The organism is Neoluteolibacter marinus (assembly GCF_014904755.1).
In the GTDB taxonomy this organism is placed as follows: Bacteria; Verrucomicrobiota; Verrucomicrobiia; order Verrucomicrobiales; family Akkermansiaceae; genus Haloferula; species Haloferula marina.
Genome location: NZ_JACZFQ010000079.1, coordinates 41,630 through 58,787, shown reverse-complemented (window position 1 = coordinate 58,787; position 17,158 = coordinate 41,630). Strand labels below are relative to the sequence as shown.

The 17,158-nt window shown below is 65.6% G+C and carries 13 protein-coding genes and 1 tRNA gene; 11 read left to right on the top strand and 3 right to left on the bottom strand.

What is annotated here, in order from left to right; all coding sequences use genetic code 11:
* Window positions 1–5 precede the first annotated feature (5 nt).
* Window positions 6–2,768 carry a purple acid phosphatase family protein gene (locus IG178_RS15475; protein ID WP_193213472.1) on the top strand — a complete coding sequence of 921 codons (2,763 nt, stop codon included), beginning with the start codon at window positions 6–8 and terminating at the stop codon, window positions 2,766–2,768.
* On the opposite strand, the gene IG178_RS15470 is transcribed toward IG178_RS15475, so the two are convergent.
* Both IG178_RS15470 and IG178_RS15465 read right to left on the bottom strand, forming a co-directional pair.
* Window positions 2,744–4,069 (bottom strand): DUF5690 family protein, encoded by a 1,326-nt coding sequence (locus tag IG178_RS15470; protein ID WP_193213471.1) that lies wholly within the window; start codon window positions 4,067–4,069, stop codon window positions 2,744–2,746. The genes IG178_RS15475 and IG178_RS15470 overlap by 25 nt on opposite strands.
* A 67-nt stretch (window positions 4,070–4,136) precedes the next feature.
* A complete protein-coding gene (locus IG178_RS15465; protein ID WP_193213470.1) occupies window positions 4,137–6,854 on the bottom strand; it encodes an endonuclease/exonuclease/phosphatase family protein in 2,718 nt (905 codons plus the stop codon).
* A 127-nt stretch (window positions 6,855–6,981) separates the two neighbouring features.
* Here IG178_RS15465 and IG178_RS15460 point away from each other — a divergent pair, with 127 nt between their 5' ends.
* Window positions 6,982–7,443 (top strand): rhodanese-like domain-containing protein, encoded by a 462-nt coding sequence (locus IG178_RS15460; protein ID WP_193213469.1) that lies wholly within the window; start codon window positions 6,982–6,984, stop codon window positions 7,441–7,443.
* 136 nt (window positions 7,444–7,579) lie between these two features.
* Window positions 7,580–7,654: transfer RNA gene (locus IG178_RS15455), tRNA-Cys, on the top strand.
* Window positions 7,655–7,864: 210 nt separating this feature from the next.
* Here the strand turns inward: IG178_RS15455 and IG178_RS15450 are convergent.
* Window positions 7,865–9,025: a GntR family transcriptional regulator gene (locus tag IG178_RS15450; RefSeq protein ID WP_193213468.1), complete on the bottom strand. Its 1,161-nt coding sequence runs from the start codon at window positions 9,023–9,025 to the stop codon at window positions 7,865–7,867.
* Between the two features lie 262 nt (window positions 9,026–9,287).
* On the opposite strand from IG178_RS15450, the gene IG178_RS15445 reads away from it, so the two are divergent.
* The 8 genes from IG178_RS15445 to leuD all read left to right on the top strand — a co-directional run bounded on the left by IG178_RS15445 (window position 9,288) and on the right by leuD (window position 17,138).
* On the top strand, window positions 9,288–10,385 hold the full coding sequence (locus tag IG178_RS15445) for a GntR family transcriptional regulator (RefSeq protein WP_193213467.1): 1,098 nt from the start codon (window positions 9,288–9,290) through the stop codon (window positions 10,383–10,385).
* A 29-nt stretch (window positions 10,386–10,414) separates the two neighbouring features.
* The gene (locus IG178_RS15440; RefSeq protein ID WP_193213466.1) at window positions 10,415–11,740 is read left to right on the top strand and encodes a sugar porter family MFS transporter; all 1,326 of its coding nucleotides are present in this window, start codon (window positions 10,415–10,417) and stop codon (window positions 11,738–11,740) included.
* A 131-nt stretch (window positions 11,741–11,871) separates the two neighbouring features.
* Window positions 11,872–14,007 (top strand): glycoside hydrolase family 32 protein, encoded by a 2,136-nt coding sequence (locus IG178_RS15435; protein WP_193213465.1) that lies wholly within the window; start codon window positions 11,872–11,874, stop codon window positions 14,005–14,007.
* A 187-nt stretch (window positions 14,008–14,194) separates the two neighbouring features.
* Window positions 14,195–14,320 (top strand): hypothetical protein, encoded by a 126-nt coding sequence (locus IG178_RS25955; RefSeq protein ID WP_255518979.1) that lies wholly within the window; start codon window positions 14,195–14,197, stop codon window positions 14,318–14,320.
* A gap of 134 nt (window positions 14,321–14,454) precedes the next feature.
* The gene (locus IG178_RS15430; RefSeq protein WP_193213464.1) at window positions 14,455–14,607 is read left to right on the top strand and encodes a hypothetical protein; all 153 of its coding nucleotides are present in this window, start codon (window positions 14,455–14,457) and stop codon (window positions 14,605–14,607) included.
* A gap of 143 nt (window positions 14,608–14,750) precedes the next feature.
* Complete coding sequence (locus IG178_RS15425) at window positions 14,751–14,963, top strand: hypothetical protein (protein ID WP_193213463.1); 213 nt, start codon at window positions 14,751–14,753, stop codon at window positions 14,961–14,963.
* A gap of 108 nt (window positions 14,964–15,071) precedes the next feature.
* Complete coding sequence (gene leuC, locus IG178_RS15420) at window positions 15,072–16,496, top strand: 3-isopropylmalate dehydratase large subunit (protein WP_193213462.1); 1,425 nt, start codon at window positions 15,072–15,074, stop codon at window positions 16,494–16,496.
* Between the two features lie 39 nt (window positions 16,497–16,535).
* A complete protein-coding gene (gene leuD / locus IG178_RS15415; protein ID WP_193213461.1) occupies window positions 16,536–17,138 on the top strand; it encodes a 3-isopropylmalate dehydratase small subunit in 603 nt (200 codons plus the stop codon).
* Window positions 17,139–17,158: the final 20 nt, after the last annotated feature.

Below are 17,158 nucleotides of genomic sequence, written 5' to 3'. Positions count from 1 at the left end.
TTTCCATGAATCGCTCCCAGTTCCTCCGCCTTTCCGCCTACGGCGCCGCCGGCGCCTTCGTCTTCCGCCCGAAATGGGCCATGGGAGCGATCGACTATGACTTCCAGGGCACACCCGCCGGCCTCCGCCCCTACCTCCACGCCCCGCGGCCCGACTCGATCCGCGTCAGCTGGTGGACCGACAGCGACAGCCAGACTCACGTCGACTACGGCCTCACCGCGGGGAACCTGGACCAGACGGCCGGCGGCGGGATGAATCCGCTGGGTGCCAACTACCACTATCATGCCGCGCGGCTCACCGGGCTCCAGCCGGACACCTACTATTACTACCGGGTTCGCACGGAGCACGTGAGTTCCCAGGTCTTCCGATTCCGGACGCCGAAACCCCTCGGGACATCGACCGGCAAATACCGCGTCCTGGTGCTCGGCGACAACCAGATCATCGACCCCGCCCAACGCCGCTTCGAGCGGCTGGTCGAGCGGGCGAAGAAGAAAGTCGAGGACCTCTACGGCGTGCCGATCGAGGAAGCGGTCGACCTGGTCATCATGCCCGGCGACCAAGTCGATGTCGGCACGCTGGAGCACTACCGGCACCTCCACTTCAAGTTCAACGGCTGGATCTCCCCGAACGTCCCGATCATGACGACGATCGGCAACCATGAGACTTACAGCGATCCGGGCCTGGCCAACTACAAGGCGATCTTCACCTACGACGACCTCGACTGCCTCGGGGTGACCAGTCCCGACCCCGAGGTCTACTATGCCTACCAGCTCGCCAACATCGCCTTCGTCCACACTTCCAGCGAGCACGCCGGCCCCCCCCAGACGACCTGGGTGCAGAGCCTCGTCAATGCGGCCGGTCCCGCTCCCGGCATCGATTGGATGATCAGCCTCTGCCACCGTCCCTACCAAGCCGAGCAGTACATCGGCGACATCTCGAACTGGCTGAGGAACACCGCCATGCCGGTTCTCGCACAGACGGAAAAGCACGTCCTGAACATCGGGGCGCACCATCACATCTATGCCCGCGGCCAGACCCGCGAGTGGCCGGTCTACCACATCATTTCGGGCGGCAGCGCCTGGGACCAGTACTGGGGCCAGTCGAACGAGTCGGACTACGACGACGTCCAGAAGACCATTCCCAACTGGGCCTGGCAACTGATCGAGTTCGACCTCGACGCACGGACCATGGACGTCCGCTGTTTCGCCGAGGCCAACGTCAAGTTCCCGACCAGCACCCGCTGGTCATACAACAGCCGGCTCATCGACCGCTTCAGCCGCAAGCTCGGGCAGGCGCCGCCGGATGCCCCGGCCCTGACGAATGTCTTCGCGAGCCCGGCCACCCTGCCCCTCGTCCTGCAGAGTTCCCCCTTCTCCACCACCACCGGCGAGTCGTTGAACAGCTCGTGGTTCCAGGTCGCGACCGATGCCGCGTTCAGCGACCTGAAAGTGGATGACCTGCGCGACTTCGAGAACATCTACGGGGACACCGGTGCCCCCGACTACGAACCGGTCGACACGCGGGCCGGCATCGACATCCTGCAGAGGACGCTGGCGGCCGACGGGCTTGCGAACGGCAGCTACTTTGCCCGCGTCCGCCACCGCGACAGCAACACGCTCTGGTCGGATTGGTCGCCCGTCGTCGAATTCGGGGTGACCGGCAGCAGCTTCACCGGCGACCCGGCGATCCGCCTGGAGAAGAGCGTTTTCGCGCCCGGTGAAGACATCGCCGTCACCTACGAGGGCGGCCCGGGACTGGCGACCGACTGGATCGGCATCTACAAAAAGGGCCAGAACCCGGGGCCGGTCGCATCGACCACCTGGCAGTATGTCACCGGGACCAGCGGCATCCGCCACTTCACCACCAACCTCCCGGCGGGCGAATGGTTCGCCGCCTTCTTCACCAACGACGGCTACACCGAGATCGCCCCGCGGGTGGCCTTCTACGTCGGCGACAAGCCGGTCCTCGCCCCCGACCGCACCAGCTATGATGAAGGTCAGACCGTAGATCTTTCGTTCTCGAACGCCCCCGGCGGCGCGAACGACTGGGTCGGCATCTACAAGGAAGGCACCACCCCGGGAGCCGCCAACGCCAGTGCCTGGTACTACCTCAATGGCACCCGGACCCCGGGCGGAGCCGGCACAAACAGCGGCTTGATCCCGTTCAGCGGTCTCGCGAAGGGCTACTACTTCGCCGACTACTTCCTGGACGACGGGTACTTCGGGATCGCCGGAAGGGTACGCTTCTCGGTGGGCACCGAGATCACCCAGGTGTCGATGAGTTCCCCGACCGTCCAACCGGGTGCCGACTTCACGGTGAACTTCACCGACGGACCCGGCACACCCAAGGACTGGATGGGCATCTTCAAGAAGGGCGAGACGCCCGGTATCGACGTGCTGACCGCCTACCTCTACGTCGACGGCAACACCCAGGGCAGCGTCACCTTCAGCCTGCCGGATCTCCCGCCGGGCGACTACTTCGTCACGCTGTTCATCAACGACTCCTACACCGAGGTTTCGAACCGCTTCTACTTCAGCGTCCCCGGCAACGAGGCGCTCCATCTCGACCAGTCCAGCTTCGACGGTTCCGCCATGCTCCTCGCCTGGCGCAGCCGGGCCGGCGTCGACTACGAGATCCAAAGTAGCACCGACCTCGACGAGTGGGAACCGGTCCGCACCGTGCGTGGCACCGGCAGCTTGATCGAGGAGACGGTCACCGCGGACCCCGAGGTGCTGCCCAAGCTCTACTTCCGGCTGTCGACCCCCTGAAGCGGCGCCGCGGGTGGACCCTGGCGGACGAAGTAGGCCATCGCCGCCCCCAGCAGCGGAATGCCCGCCAGAACCATCCCGCAGGTGATCCGGTGGAAGAACTCCAGCTTCGCCGAGCCTCCCGCGAACAGGTCTTTGTACAACTGGATCGCCACGGAGCCGGTGTAACCGAGGGCGTCCGCGACATAGATCGCGAAGACCGCGGTTCCGGCGAAGCGCGTCACCGCGATGGTCCGGTCGAACAGCACGCTGCCGAAAGGCACATAAGCCAGGTAGGCGCCCAGGCCGGTTGCGATCATCCACATCTCGCCCCCGAGCCGGCCGCGGTCGAACAGGAACGTCGAGCCGCCCATCAGAACCAGGCCGCTAATCATCACCAGGTAGGTCACCACGAGGCCCGCCCGGTTGTTGCGGATCATGAAAATCAGCGCGAGCACCAGCAGCACCAGGAAGGCGATGGGCCGCTCGGTGCGGGAGAATGCGGCGGGATCGGAGATCCCCATCTCCAGGAAAATGTCGGCCTGGTAGTTGTCGCGGAAGTCGCGGTAGGCGGTGAGGCAGAAATACGCCAGGCACAGTGGCACCAGCCCCGGCAGGAAGCGCCGGATGAAGGCGTGGCGGCTGCTGCGGTCCATCGTGACCCGCTTCGACCTCAGCGCCTCGTCCGCCGCGCTCGGCGCGGGAAGCAGGGCCAGCAAGCCGACCGACAGCGCGAACAGCGGCAGGAACAGCGCCCCGGCCACGAACGGCATCCAGAACTCCGGCACCCCGGCATTCATCAACATCAAGCCCACCCGCTTGACCTCCCCGCTGGAGAGGATGAAGGAACAGGACAAGGCCGCCAGCAACAGCTCCGAGGTCCGCCGGCCTTCCAGGTAGCGGACGACAAATCCCCAGACCAGACCCAGCGGCAGCCCGTTGAGACAGATCGCCGCGACCTTCAGCGGCGCCGGCAGGACCGCGAACAGCAACAAGGAAAACAGCGCGAACAGGATCGCCGCCATCAAGGCCAGGCCGAGGCGCCGGTGGGGCACCTGCGGGCACACCCGCGCGCCCAGGTACTTCGACAGGCAGTAGCCGATGATCTGGGCGATCACGAACAGCGTCTTCGGCTCGATCACCCGTCCGCTCACTTCCAGCGCCAGCGGCACCTCCGCGTAGGTCGCCGCGGTGAACGGCTTGCGGAAGGCATACATGCTGAAGTAGGCCGAAAAGGAGGCGATCGACGTGTAGATTGCCAGCGCGACCGGGCTGCCATCCAGGAAGTGGGTGATTCGGCCGCGCCACGAAGATTTGCTCACTGGCCGGCATTCCTAACCGGCGGCACGCCGGAGTGCCAGCACCGAGACCGGTGACAACATCGACACTTCATCCACCCGCCCGGATCCTCGCGAACAAGCGCCCGGTTTCGGGCAGCACGAACACCGCCGGCGCCCCTTCCCCCGGCACTTCGGCGGAATGGTCCCACGACTCGAGGTCGTCGCACCACTCGATCGTGTAGGTGACCCCTGCTGCACCCGGGAAAGCCAGCGCGAAGCCGTCCGGCGTGGTCACCAACTCCACCCTGAACACCGACCCGGCGTCCAGCGGGTCGGTCCCGAAGGCGATCTCATCGCCGTCGGCCATGCCGTCGTTGTCGTCGTCCGGATCCTCATCGTCTGCAAGTCCGTCGAGATCCCGGTCGGCCACGAAGGTGACGCTGAGGTCGTCGATCGCCAGGCCCTGCGCGGGCAATCCCGGCAAAATGAAGCTTTGCCCCTGGTTCGGTTGTCCCCGGCTGTGTTCCACACCGGTGAACTTCATCCAGCTAAAGTCGGCCGCGCTTCCGCCCGAACCGCTCAGGCCCAGGGCATTCGTCCCCACGGGTTCACTGGTTCCCTGCGCGACCCCGATGTCGGTCGACGTCATGCCATTCGCCGGCCCGTTGCTTGCGGTGAAGCTGCCTTCATACGAGAGGAAACTCGTGACGACACCGTTCACCGTGACCGCGAAGCCATCGGGCGAGCCGTTCTGGATCCCCGCGATCAGCTTCGAGAACAAACGGTGCCCCGAGGCGGTCGTCGCCCCTTCCGTGAAGGAGCTGAGGAAATGCTGACCGGCATCATAGACCTCGCCGTTGCTGCCGTTGTAGAGCACGAGTTCGACCTCGGCGGGATTCCCGGCAAATCCCGGCCCGACCGCGATTTCGACGAACTCGCCGCTATCGGTACTATCGTTGTCGTAGTGAAACTCGTTCACGAAGACGTCCGCCGGCAATGCTCCCGAACCTGGCCCGGGGGTGAAGGTGAAGCGCAGCGTGAATTCCTCGTCCGCGGCGACCGACAATCCGTGGACCCGCAGCATCCTCGCGGTCGCGGCACCGCCCGGCACCGGCCCGGTCGGCAGCGTCGTTGAAGCCGTGAACGCGAGATCAGGCAGCGGCAAGATCCCGCCATCTTTCACCAGGGCGACCTCGATCGTGTCCTCGCTGCCGCCGGACACCGCCCGCCACTGTTCCACCTGATAGGCGACGTCGAGCATTGTCAGGGTTGTCCCGCTGGAGTTGATGAACCGGGCCTCGGCGACCATTCCCGAGGCCCCCGGGAGGAAGCCGAAGGCCACTTCATTTCCCTCACCGTATGCCCGCGCGCCGGAAAGCGGCGACGAGCCGTCGTCGATCCCGGTCCAGCCGCCCCCCGCCGTCGACCACGAGGCTGGGTCATGGGCACCGTCGAAGCCGTCGAAGTTCTCTGCCACCGTTTCGCCGGCCACGGTGAAGACATAGGGCCCGTCGACGTCCAGCACGTTGAGGATCGCCTCGGCCCCGTCGAAGCCGCCCGTGGTCGCGGAAAACGTCACCGCCCCGCTGCCCGACGGCAGGAAGTCGCGGGTGGTCACGATCCCCGTGGTCGCACTGCTTTGCCCGGCGGGAATCACCAGCGACGCCTGCTGCGGAACGGCCCGGGGATCGTCCGAGACGAAGTCCACCGTGACGTTGGAAACCGCCGGTTCCGGCAGGATGACCGTCAAACTCGCGGTGCCAGGCGGATCGCTTTCACGCACCACCTGTGCGGAAAGCGCGAGCCCGAGATCGGAGTAGTCCTGGTCCAGTTCCAGGTCCGCGAAAACCGCGAAGTGGTCCGAGGCCGTGGCACTCGTGGAGGAGGCCAGCGGCGAGCCCGCTTTCGGCAGGCCGATGCTGTTCGAGGTATCGAGCGCCGAGTTGTAGACCTCCTCCGCGTGCGGACGTCCGGCAAGCGCCGGCGAGACGAGCATTACATCCAGGGCATAGCCGTTCCCGCCCGGAAAGGTGACCGGCGAACCATTGGTCTGGCGCGGATCTAGCAGGGTCACCCCGGCCGGGGGAAAGTAGCTCAGCGGATTGGTCGAGTAGGTGATCGGAAACGGGAAATCCGCGCCCAGCACGTAGGTGCTTGGCAAGCTCGACGGAAGGGATTGATAGGTGGTGTTGCCGTAGTTCGGGTTGAGATTGAAGTCACCGGTGACGATGAAGTTGTCGTTCCCGGTCAGGCCCATCCCCGCCACGTGGGCGGCGATCCGCTTGAGCTCGACGCCCCGGCGGAACCGATCGGTGCTGCCCCCCGGCTTGAGATGCGCGGTGACCAGCACCGGGTCGCGATCGGTCCCCGGGACATCGACCTTTACCACTGCCGGCAGCCGGGTGAGTTCCTTCGCCCCGGCCGGCGAGCGGATTTCCGATGCCAACAGGTACGGGAACCGGGACAGGAAGGCCACCCTCAGGTCGGTGTCGAAGGATCCCGACAAGCCGCCCGACGCCGAGTAGGTCGCGACGTGCACATACGGGTAGGCCAGGCTGGCCGCGAGGGCCGCCACATCGTTCGGACTACCCGACATGTCGGCCGAGTCGATTTCCTGCAGCGCCACCACGTCGGCATCGATCCGCGCCAGGATCTGCTTCACCGTTTCATGATCGGGCGTCCCCGGATCACCGAGGCCGAATTCCGGATAGTAAACCCCGCCCGAGCTCTGCGTGAAGTGGGCGCCGACGTTGAACGTTGCCACACGGATCTCCACGGCACCGGCCGGGGCCAGCGCGGCGAGGAACAGCAGGATGGGTTTCAACATGACGCGGATCGTCGCCAACGTAGCAGAACGAATGCCGCTGGCGACCCGCGAAAATCCACCGCCGCGACGGCACTCCGGACGATTCGGATTTGCGGTGTGGGAAGGGAGACGATGGAATCCGCCCGTGATGCCGCGCGCTTGCCTCCTCGTCGCCCTTCTGTTCACCGCCTGCCAGAGGCCCGCCCCGGAACCGCCGGTCGTCCCCGCGCCGCGGCCGGCGCCGACCGTCGTCCGCACCGCCCCGTCCCCCGGCGAACTGACGGCCATGCCTCTCGACAAGCTTTTCACCCGCCAGCAGACCGGCTCGGTCCTGATTTACGACGCCCGGCCGGCATTCGTGTCGTCGTTCGGCGCCATCCCCGGCGCCATCTCGTGGCCGCGCCGCGACTTCAAGCGCGGTCTGCCGCAGCACGAGGAGGAAATCCGCGCCGCCGAGTCCGCCGGCACCCCTGTGGTGATCTATTGCACCGATGCCGACTGCCCCGATGCCAAGACCGTCGCGAAGCAACTGGTCGCGCTCGGCCACGACGTCTCGGTTCTCGAGGGCGGCTTCGCGGAATGGAAAGGCGCCGGCTTGCCCGTCGAGTGAATCCCCCGGCGAGCGGGCGCGGCCAGGCACGATCCCCCCGGGAACCGCGTCATCACCGGGGAATCAAGGAAATCCCGGCATTGACAGCCTCGCGCCCGCGACTTACGGAATCCCCCCCGCACGCGCTGAGCGTCACGGCGGAGTAGCCAAGTGGTAAGGCATCGGTTTGCAAAACCGCTATTCGTGGGTTCGATTCCCACCTCCGCCTCCAGCTTCAATTGCTGGATCTTCGTTCCCCCGGGTCCTGCGGCTTCGCCGTCCCTCGCGATTTTGAACTGAATGGGATGAGACTGCTTTGCTTCCACCCCTGACGATCGCCAGCCTTCTTTTTCGCAGCTGACGTTCTGCGTCTTGCCATAGCGGAAACTCGATCGTTTTGGCGCACAGGAACATCTTCTGCCAAGGTCGCAGACACCAAGGACTAACTGGCAAACGAATACTCCGATGCGGCCGGCTTCTCGTGCCGGACGTAGGCACCGCAGGAATCCCTGACGACGAGGCGGGGTGCCAGCGAGAGGTGGCAGGCGGGATGGCTGGCATCCGACAAGCGGTCCATCATGGTCCGGAATGCCGTCAATGCGATCTCCCGGCACGGTTGCTGGATGGTGGTCAGCGCCGGCGACACGAGGGTCGCGAACTTCACATCGTCGAAGCCGACGACCCGGACCTCGTTGGGGACCCGGATGTGGCAGCGGTGCAGCTCGCGCGACAGCAGGGCCGCGGTGTGGTCGTTGGCACAGACGTAGGCTTCCGGCCGGAGCGGCCCGGTGAGGCTGCGGAGGAACTTGCGGTCCTCCATTTCCCCGATGTGGATCCAGTTCGGGTCGGGCTTCACCTTCCACCGTGCGAGGGCTTCGCGGACCCCGGCAATGCGGGCCTCCACCGTGGGCGCGGACAGCGGACGCGCGACGAAGTGAATCCGCGTGCACCCCAACTTCAGGAGGTGCTCGGCGAGCAGGAAGCCGCCGGCGACGTTGTCGATTCCGACCAGGTCGAAGTCGCTGCGAGATGGAAAGGCCGCGAGGTCGCGGTCGAGCAGGACCACCGGGATCCCGGACTCGCGGAGCATTTCCGCCATCGCCCGGTTGGCCTCTTCCTTGCCCTTCACCAGCTCCCGCGGGGCGAAGAAAACCCCCGCGACCTTGCGCTCGATGAACTGCCGGCACAGCTGCTCGGCCTGGCGCAGGCTCAGATCCGGGTCGCCCTGCGGCTGGTCGGATCCGCCCCACACCAACCCGTAGTCGTGCATCCGCGCGAGGCTGGCGATCTCGCCACAGATGTGCTGGAAAATCTCGGTATTCCCCAACCCGGGCACCAACAGGGCCAGGAGCTTGCTTGCGGGCCCCTCCTTGGGCGCCTTGCGAGCGAAGGTGCCGGATCCGGCCCGCCGCTCCACCAACCCTTCGTCAGCCAGCACCCGCAAGGCCCGTGCGACGGTCGGCCGCGAAACCCCGAAGCGCCGCACCAACTGCGCCTCGCTCGGCATCCTGCCCTCCACGCCGTAGCGGCCGGACAACACTTCGTCGCGCAGCTGCCCGGCGATCTCGGGAAACCGCACACTGGGATTTTTCGGGGACTCCATGGGTTTAATGAGAAACAATCACATTCAATACCGCCGTCAATCTGTTTATCATTTGCGACAAATCAGTCATTTCATCCCTTTGTCAGATCTGACTTCTTCGAGGCCCTTGGACCGAGAAAATAGGCAATTGCAGGCGATTTGAACAACTTCCAGCGGACCGACGTCGGTTCGCGGCTTTTACGACAGGAACCCGTGTGACTGATCATTTTCTTTTCATTTCATCGTGAATTGTCAATCTGCCGCTCCCTCACCCCGGCACACGATGAAGCACAAGCGCGTCTACGATCACCTGCACGACCTGATCACCCGCGGTGAACTGGCGGCAGGCGACCGGCTTCCCACCGAGGTCGAGCTGGCGGAACGCTTCAAGACCTCCCGCCCCACCGCGGCCCGTGCGCTCAACCTGCTGGAGGCCCAGGGCATGATCTTCCGGCGCGCCGGCTCCGGCTCCTTCGTGAGCCGCAGCGCCAAGACCCGGGCGCCCGGCAACCAGGGCACCTTCGGCCTGCTCGTGCACGGCATCGGCCACACGGAAATCTTCGAACCGACCTGCGCCGCCATCGCCGCCGAGGCGGAGCGCGACGGCTGCATCCTGCGCCTGAGCAGCGGTGCCTCCGACAGCCCCGACCTGCTGACAACCTGCCGCCGCTTGATCCGCGACGGGGTCGACGGGGTCTTCTTCGCGCCGGTCGAACTGGACGAGAATACCGGGGAGGCCAACCGCGCGATCATCAGCGAACTCGCCGCCGCCGGCATCCCGGTGGTCCTGCTCGACCGCGACTACCTGCCCTACCCCGGCCGCAGCGAACTCGATCTGGTCGGCCTGCAGAACTATCGCTCCGGCCACGCGCTCGGCAGCCACCTGATCGCCCGCGGGGCGCGCCGGATTGAGTTCCTCGCCCGGCCCGGTTCCGCCGCCACGGTGCGCCAGCGGCACAACGGGATCATCGGCGCGATGTTCGACCATGACCTGATCGGCGGTGCCTCGCCCACCCGCTTCGTCGAGCCGGGCGACCTGAAGGAGCTCCGCAAGCTGACCGCGAAATGGCGCAAGGAGCCGACCGCCGTCGCCTGCGCCAATGACATCACCGCCGGGGAACTGCTGCAGTCGCTCCGCGAGCTCGGCTTCCAGGTCCCCGGCGACCTCATCGTGGGGTCCTTCGACGACGTGCGCTACGCCAAGCTGCTGCGACCGGCGCTGACCAGCGTCCGCCAGCCGGTCGAGGAGATCGGCCGCCTGGCCTACCATGCCATGTCGACGCGCCTCGCCCGGCCCGACCTGCCCGCCCGCGAGATCCGCGCCGAGGGCACCCTCGTCGTCCGCGACTCGACCGCGGGATTCGGAAAGGAATTCCGCTGACACCCGTTCTCAAGACCCAAGCAAAACCCATGAATAAACTGTTCTTCTGGTCCCTGACCTCCGCCCTCGCCGGCTTCCTGTTCGGATTCGACACCGTGGTCATTTCCGGCGCGGAACAAACCATCCAAAAACTCTGGGGGCTCGACAGTATCCTCCACGGCGTCGCGATGGGTGCCGCGCTCTATGGCACGGTGATCGGCGCCCTGGTCGGCGGATGGCCCACCGAGCGCTTCGGCCGGAAGAAGACACTGTTGTGGATCGGCCTGCTCTACTTCGTCTCCGCGATCGGGTCCGCCTTCGCGCCGGAAGTTTATTCCTTCATCCTCGCCCGCTTCATCGGCGGACTCGGGGTGGGCATCAGCACCGTCGCCGCCCCGCTCTATATTTCCGAAATCTCCCCGCCGGACAAACGCGGGCGGCTGGCCGGGATGTTCCAGTTCAACATCGTCTTCGGTATCCTCGTCGCCTTCCTGTCGAATGCCCTGCTGGCGAAGACCGGCGACAACGCCTGGCGCCTGATGCTCGGCGTCGAGGCGATCCCGGCGATCATCTACACGGTGATGACCTTCGCCATCCCGGAGAGCCCGCGCTGGCTGATCGGCAAGAAGGGCGACCGCGAGGCCGGCACCGCGGTGCTGCGGATGGTTTCGCCCCAGTCGTCGCCCGCCGAGGTCGACACCCTGGCGAATGAAATCGAACACCACTATGCCCGCGGCCGCGCCAAGACCCCGTTCTGGTCCTCCCACCTGAAGGTCCCGATCATCCTCGCCTTCCTGATCGCCTTCTTCAACCAGCTCTCCGGCATCAACGCCATCCTCTACTTCGCGCCGCGCATCTTTGAAATGACCGGCCTCGCCAAGGAAGCCGCACTGTTGCAGTCGATCGGCATCGGCCTCACCAACCTGGTGTTCACCTTCGTCGGCCTGTGGCTGATCGACCGCCTGGGCCGTCGAACGCTGCTCTACATCGGCTCCTTCGGCTACATCCTGTCGCTGGGCCTGGTTTCGTGGGCCTTCTACAGCGAGACCTACAGCATTGTCCCCGCCTGCATCTTCGCCTTCATCGCCGCCCATGCGGTCGGCCAGGGCGCGGTGATCTGGGTCTTCATCTCGGAGATCTTCCCCAACGAGCACCGCGCCAGCGGCCAGTCGCTCGGCTGCGCCACCCACTGGATCTTTGCCGCGCTGCTGACGACGGTCTTTCCGAAAATGGTCGACTCCTTCCACCCCGGCGCCGTGTTTTTGTTCTTCGCCGGAATGATGGTGCTCCAGCTCCTGTGGGTGAAACTGATGGTGCCGGAAACCAAGGGCGTGCCGCTGGAAGATCTCGAGGCCAGGCTCCTCGGGAAAAGCTGAGCCGGCCGGCCGCGCTTACAGTTGAGCGCGGCTGTCATGGCAGCTTTGTTGTCCTGTGCTTCCTTTGACGTTCCGCACCCGGAAACCGGGCCGGATGCTTGCCGGCCGAATCACCAAACACCAACCATCTCATGACCCGCCTCAGCCGACTGCTCCTGCTCGCCCTCCTCACCGCCCGTCCCGCGTCCGCCGCGGACGATCTCCTGGTCGCGGATTTTGAATCCGCCGGATTCGGGGATTGGAAGATCAGCGGCGATGCCTTCGGCCGCCAGCCGGCGACCGGCGCCCTCGACGGCCAGATGAAGGTGGAGGGCTTCCTCGGGCAGGGATTCCTGAGCGGCTTCCACGGCGGCGACGACGCCACCGGCAAGGCGGCATCCCCGCCGTTCAAGATCGAGCGCAAGCACCTCAACTTCCTGATCGGCGGCGGCGGCCACGCCGGCGAGACCTGCATCAACCTGCTCGTCGGCGGCGAGGTCGTCCGCACCGCCACCGGCCCGAACGTCCAGCCGGGCGGCAGCGAGCGCCTGGCCTGGGCGACATGGGATCTCTCCGACCTGGCCGGTGAAAGCGCCCACCTCGAGGTCGTCGACACGCGCAAGGGCGGCTGGGGCCACCTGAACATCGACCAGATCGTCCAGAGCGACCGGCCGATGGTGATGGATGTCCGGCGCGAGTTCACCATCAACAAGCGCTACCTCATTTGGCCGGTCAGCCGTGACACCGCGACGCGGGAGCGCTTCTACCTGACCCTCGACGATCAGGACGAGCCCTTCGACTTCTCTTACATTTGCCTCTCCGGGAAGCCCGACTTCTGGGTCTTCACCGACCTGGCCAATTTCCAGGACCGCAAGCTGACCGTCACCGGCCGGATCCCCGGGGCGCTGGCGGAGGCCTGGGACCAGGTGACCCTCAGCGACAGCTTCCCCGGCGAAGAAGACCTCTACCGGGAACCCGAGCGCCCGCAGTATCACTTCACCAGCCGGCGCGGCTGGCTGAACGATCCCAACGGCCTCGTCTATCAGGACGGCACCTGGCACCTGTTCTACCAGCACAACCCCTACAACCACGGCTGGGACAACATGCACTGGGGCCACGCCACCAGCACCGACCTGCTGCATTGGAAAGAGAATCCGGACGCCTTGTTCCCCGACGCCGAGGGCTTCATGTATTCCGGTTCCGGGATCGTGGTCCCGAAGGACAAGACGACGCTCAAGGTGGAGGGCGACAGCGCGCTGGTCCTCGCCTACACCGCGGCCGGCGGCCACAGCTACGTGCCCGGGGTCAAATTCACCCAGGCGCTCGCCATCAGCAATGACGGTGGCAAGACCTTCCAGAAGTTCGAGGGCAACCCGGTGGTTCCGCACCACGTCCATGAGAACCGCGACCCAAAGGTGTTCTGGCACGAACCCACCTCGCACTGGGTGATGGCCCTCTACCACGACGGCAACGAGTACGGCATCTACACCTCGCCCGACCTGGTGAAGTGGACCCGGACCTCGACCTACCAGATTCCCGGCGACGCCGAGTGCCCCGACCTCTTCGAGCTTCCGGTCGACGGCGACCCGAAGAACACCCGCTGGGTCGCCTGGGGCGCCAACGGGAAGTACCTGCTCGGCGACTTCGACGGCCGCGAGTTCAAGCCCGACGGAGCCCCCTTGCGCCACTACTTCGGCAACACCTATGCCGGCCAAACCTACGACAACGCCCCGGACGGCCGCCGTGTCCACTTCGGCTGGATGCGCGAGGGCGGCGGCATGCCCAACTCCCCGTTCAACCTCCAGATGTCGGTCCCGATGGACTTCCAGCTGCGCAAGGTCGACGGCAACACCCGGCTTTGGATCGAACCCTCACCGGAGCTCGCGACCCTGCGCCGCGATTCCCGGGAGTGGAACAACCTTGTAATCGGGAAGGACTCCGATCCTTTCTCCACTTTCACCGGCTCCCGCTTCGAGCTGGAGGCGGTGATCGATGCCAGCACCGTGTCGTCCGAGGCGGGCTTCAGGATTTTCGGCGAGCCGGTCGCCCTGTGGAAGCGCGCCGACCAGAGCTTCACCGGCATGGAAGGGCCGCAGCCTCCGGTCGATGGCAAGCTTCACCTCAAACTCTTCGTCGACACCGTCTCGGTCGAAACCTTCGTGAACGGGAGTTACCACGGCCGCTACCTCACCCCGAAACCCGGCACCCGCACCATTGGCCTGTCCGGGAACGATGGCGTCCGCTTCGAAAGCCTCCGTCTCCACCGCCTCGATTCCGTCTGGAAGTGACCTCCGGGAGGGCCCGCCCACCCCGGCCGGCAGCCCCGGAAATCATTGCAGCGCCTAGCGCCCGCGGCCTCCGCGCCCCCCGGAGACCGGGGAGATTTGGCCTTGCACCAATGATGCAGCCAGTTAGACTCGCCCCTACGGTCGGACTAGTTCCGGTTCGTGCAACCAAACAACTCAAGCAACCATTATGAAACTTGTGAAAATCGCCGTCCTCGCCGCCGCAGCCGCCGGAACCTTCGTCGCCGCATCCTGCTGCTCCAGCAGCCCGGCTCCCGCTCCGGCCGCTCCGACCTACGTCGCGCCCGCCAAGTAAGCCGGCCGGCCCGGCCGTCCCCGGATGGCCGGAAATGACTCAAAGCAGGGTGGCCGGACCGCCGGACCACCCTGCATTTTCTCGGGAAGACATTTTTTCTCGCGAAATCTGAAAAACCTCACTTCACTCCCGCCATGTTCCGCGTAATTGCTGCCGTCTGTGTTTCCGCCTTCGCACTCGTGTCCGCCTCCTGCTGCTGCACCGGGGAGCCCAAGGCCAAGCCGCTTCGCCCCCTGCCCCAGTTCCAAGAGGTTCCGGCAGCGCCCCAAGTCGAGTACTCGAAGTGAGCCTCGTTGCTTGATTCGATCTTTCCAAAACCCCGTCCGAATGTTCGGACGGGGTTTTTCGTTTTCCACGTAAGCGACCTAGCGTGAACGATTCGATGGTTGCCAAATGTCCGATTTTGGGTATCCCACAGAACCTCATACCGATGAAAACCCCAGATTCGCGGCCGCGGTTCCAATCCTCGAACCGGCACTACCACCGCTATCGCCAGGACCAGCCCGAAGAGTGGCGCACCTGGATCGACGGCTCTCATGGGACGCCGGGACGCCGCCGCCGGTCCACGACCCTCGGCCGTTGGGCGATCGCCGCGCTGCTCGCCACCGGCGCGACCGCCGTGGTTTGCTACCACATGCTTTGACCCGGCCGTCCTCCCCCGGGAGCACGGAGACACACTTGATCGCGCTTTGACATTCCCCCGCGGCTGACCCACGTTGCCCGCCCGCCGCGAAAAAGCGGCTCATTGATCATGGGCAAGAGCCTCTACCAAAAAGTGTGGGAAAGCCACGCCGTCAGCACCCTGGCCGACGGCCGGACACAGGTTTTCATCGGAACCCATCTCATCCACGAGGTGACGTCCCCGCAGGCCTTCGGCATGCTCCGCGATCTCGGCCTGAAGGTGAAATACCCTCAGCGCACCTTTGCGACCGTCGACCACATCGTCCCGACGGAGAACCAGGATCAGCCGGTCGACCCGCTTGCCGCGGAAATGATGGCGGCCCTGCAGAGCAACGCCGATGATTTCAACGTCACCTACTTCGACCTGAAGTCGGGCAAGCAAGGGATCGTTCACGTCGTCGGTCCCGAGCAGGGCATCACCCAGCCAGGCACCACCATCGCCTGCGGCGACTCCCACACCGCCACCCATGGTGCCTTCGGTGCCATTGCCTTCGGCATCGGCACCACCCAGGTCCGCGACGTCCTCGCGACCCAGACGATGGCCATGGAAGCCCTCAAGGTCCGCCGCATCGAGGTGAACGGCAAGCTCCGCCCGGGAGTCTACGCCAAGGACGTCATCCTCCACATCATCCGCCAGCTCGGCGCGAAGGGCGGGATCGGCTACTGCTACGAGTATGCCGGCAACATCTTCGACGAAATGTCGATGGAGGAGCGCATGACCGTCTGCAACATGTCCATTGAAGGCGGTGCCCGCTGCGGCTACGTCAACCCGGACGAGAAAACCGTCGCCTACCTCAAGGGCCGGCCCTACGTTGACATGAGCGACTTCGAGGCCACCGCCGCCCGCTGGCTCTCCTTCGCCTCCGATCCGGATGCCACCTTCGATGATGTCGTGAAGATCGACGCCGGCGAGATCGAGCCCACCGTCACCTGGGGCATCTCCCCCGACCACGGCATCGCCATTTCCGAAACCATCCCGGACCCGGCCGCCGCCGCGACGCCGGTCGAGAAGGCGAGCATCGAGGAAGCCCTTGCCTACATGAAGCTGCCCGCCGGCACCCCGATCAAGGGGGTCAAGGTCGACGTTGCCTTCATCGGCTCCTGCACCAACGGCCGCCTCTCCGACTTCCGCGAGGTGGCGAAGTACATCCAGGGCCACAAGGTCGCCGAGGGCGTCAAGGCCATCGCCGTGCCCGGATCCCAGATCGTCGCCCAGCTGTGCAAGCAGGAAGGCATCGACAAGATCTTCACTGCCGCCGGCTTCGAATGGCGCGAGGCCGGGTGCTCGATGTGCCTCGCCATGAACCCGGACAAGCTGGTCGGCGACCAGCTCTGCGCCTCCTCGTCCAACCGGAACTTCAAGGGCCGCCAGGGCTCCCCGACCGGACGCACCGTCCTGATGTCGCCGGTGATGGTCGCCGCCGCCGCCATCCGCGGCAGCGTCGCCGACGCCCGCGAACTCTTCGACCTCGCCCCGCAATCCGCGGTTGCCTGATCCCACCGACTTCCCGTTCCAACCTTTTCATCCGCGACCATGGCACTTGCAAAAGTCACCTCCGTCTCCGGCACCGGCGTCTTCGTCCCGGGCGCCGACATCGACACCGACCGGATCATCCCGGCCCGGTTCATGAAATGCGTCACCTTCGACGGTCTCGGCGAGTTCGCCTTCTATGACGTCCGCTTCAATCCGGAAACCGGCGAGAAGACCGAACACCCGCTCAACGACCCCCGCTTCAAGGAAGCCTCGATCCTGCTTGCCGGCGTGAACTTCGGTTGCGGATCGTCCCGCGAGCACGCCCCGCAGTCGCTGTCGAAGTACGGCTTCCAGGCCGTCATCGCCGAGTCCTTCGCCGAGATCTTCTTCGGCAACTCGACTACCCTCGCGATGCCCTGCGTTACGCTCACCGCCGCGGAAATCGCGCAACTGCGCGAGGCGGTGGAAGCCGACCCCGCGGTTGAGATCACCATCGACCTCGCTGCCAAGCGCGTCCGCTCGTCCGCCGGCCACGACTTCGCCCTGAACATCCCCGAGTCCGCCCGCGATGCGCTGGTCTCCGGACGCTGGGATCCGATCCAGGAACTCCTCGACAACGAGTCCAAGGTGTCCGCCACCGCCGCGGCCCTCAGCTACGTGTAAACCGTAGCAGACGTTAGAAG

Coding starts and splice junctions, on each gene's coding strand:
- IG178_RS15465 (WP_193213470.1), bottom strand. CDS start 6,854: ATGTTGAAACCCATCCTGCTGTTCCTCGCCGCGCTGGCCCCGGCCGGT.
- IG178_RS15450 (WP_193213468.1), bottom strand. CDS start 9,025: ATGGAGTCCCCGAAAAATCCCAGTGTGCGGTTTCCCGAGATCGCCGGG.
- IG178_RS25955 (WP_255518979.1), top strand. CDS start 14,195: ATGAAACTTGTGAAAATCGCCGTCCTCGCCGCCGCAGCCGCCGGAACC.
- IG178_RS15430 (WP_193213464.1), top strand. CDS start 14,455: ATGTTCCGCGTAATTGCTGCCGTCTGTGTTTCCGCCTTCGCACTCGTG.
- leuD (WP_193213461.1), top strand. CDS start 16,536: ATGGCACTTGCAAAAGTCACCTCCGTCTCCGGCACCGGCGTCTTCGTC.
- IG178_RS15460 (WP_193213469.1), top strand. CDS start 6,982: ATGCCGCGCGCTTGCCTCCTCGTCGCCCTTCTGTTCACCGCCTGCCAG.
- IG178_RS15425 (WP_193213463.1), top strand. CDS start 14,751: ATGAAAACCCCAGATTCGCGGCCGCGGTTCCAATCCTCGAACCGGCAC.
- IG178_RS15435 (WP_193213465.1), top strand. CDS start 11,872: ATGACCCGCCTCAGCCGACTGCTCCTGCTCGCCCTCCTCACCGCCCGT.
- leuC (WP_193213462.1), top strand. CDS start 15,072: ATGGGCAAGAGCCTCTACCAAAAAGTGTGGGAAAGCCACGCCGTCAGC.
- IG178_RS15445 (WP_193213467.1), top strand. CDS start 9,288: ATGAAGCACAAGCGCGTCTACGATCACCTGCACGACCTGATCACCCGC.
- IG178_RS15440 (WP_193213466.1), top strand. CDS start 10,415: ATGAATAAACTGTTCTTCTGGTCCCTGACCTCCGCCCTCGCCGGCTTC.
- IG178_RS15475 (WP_193213472.1), top strand. CDS start 6: ATGAATCGCTCCCAGTTCCTCCGCCTTTCCGCCTACGGCGCCGCCGGC.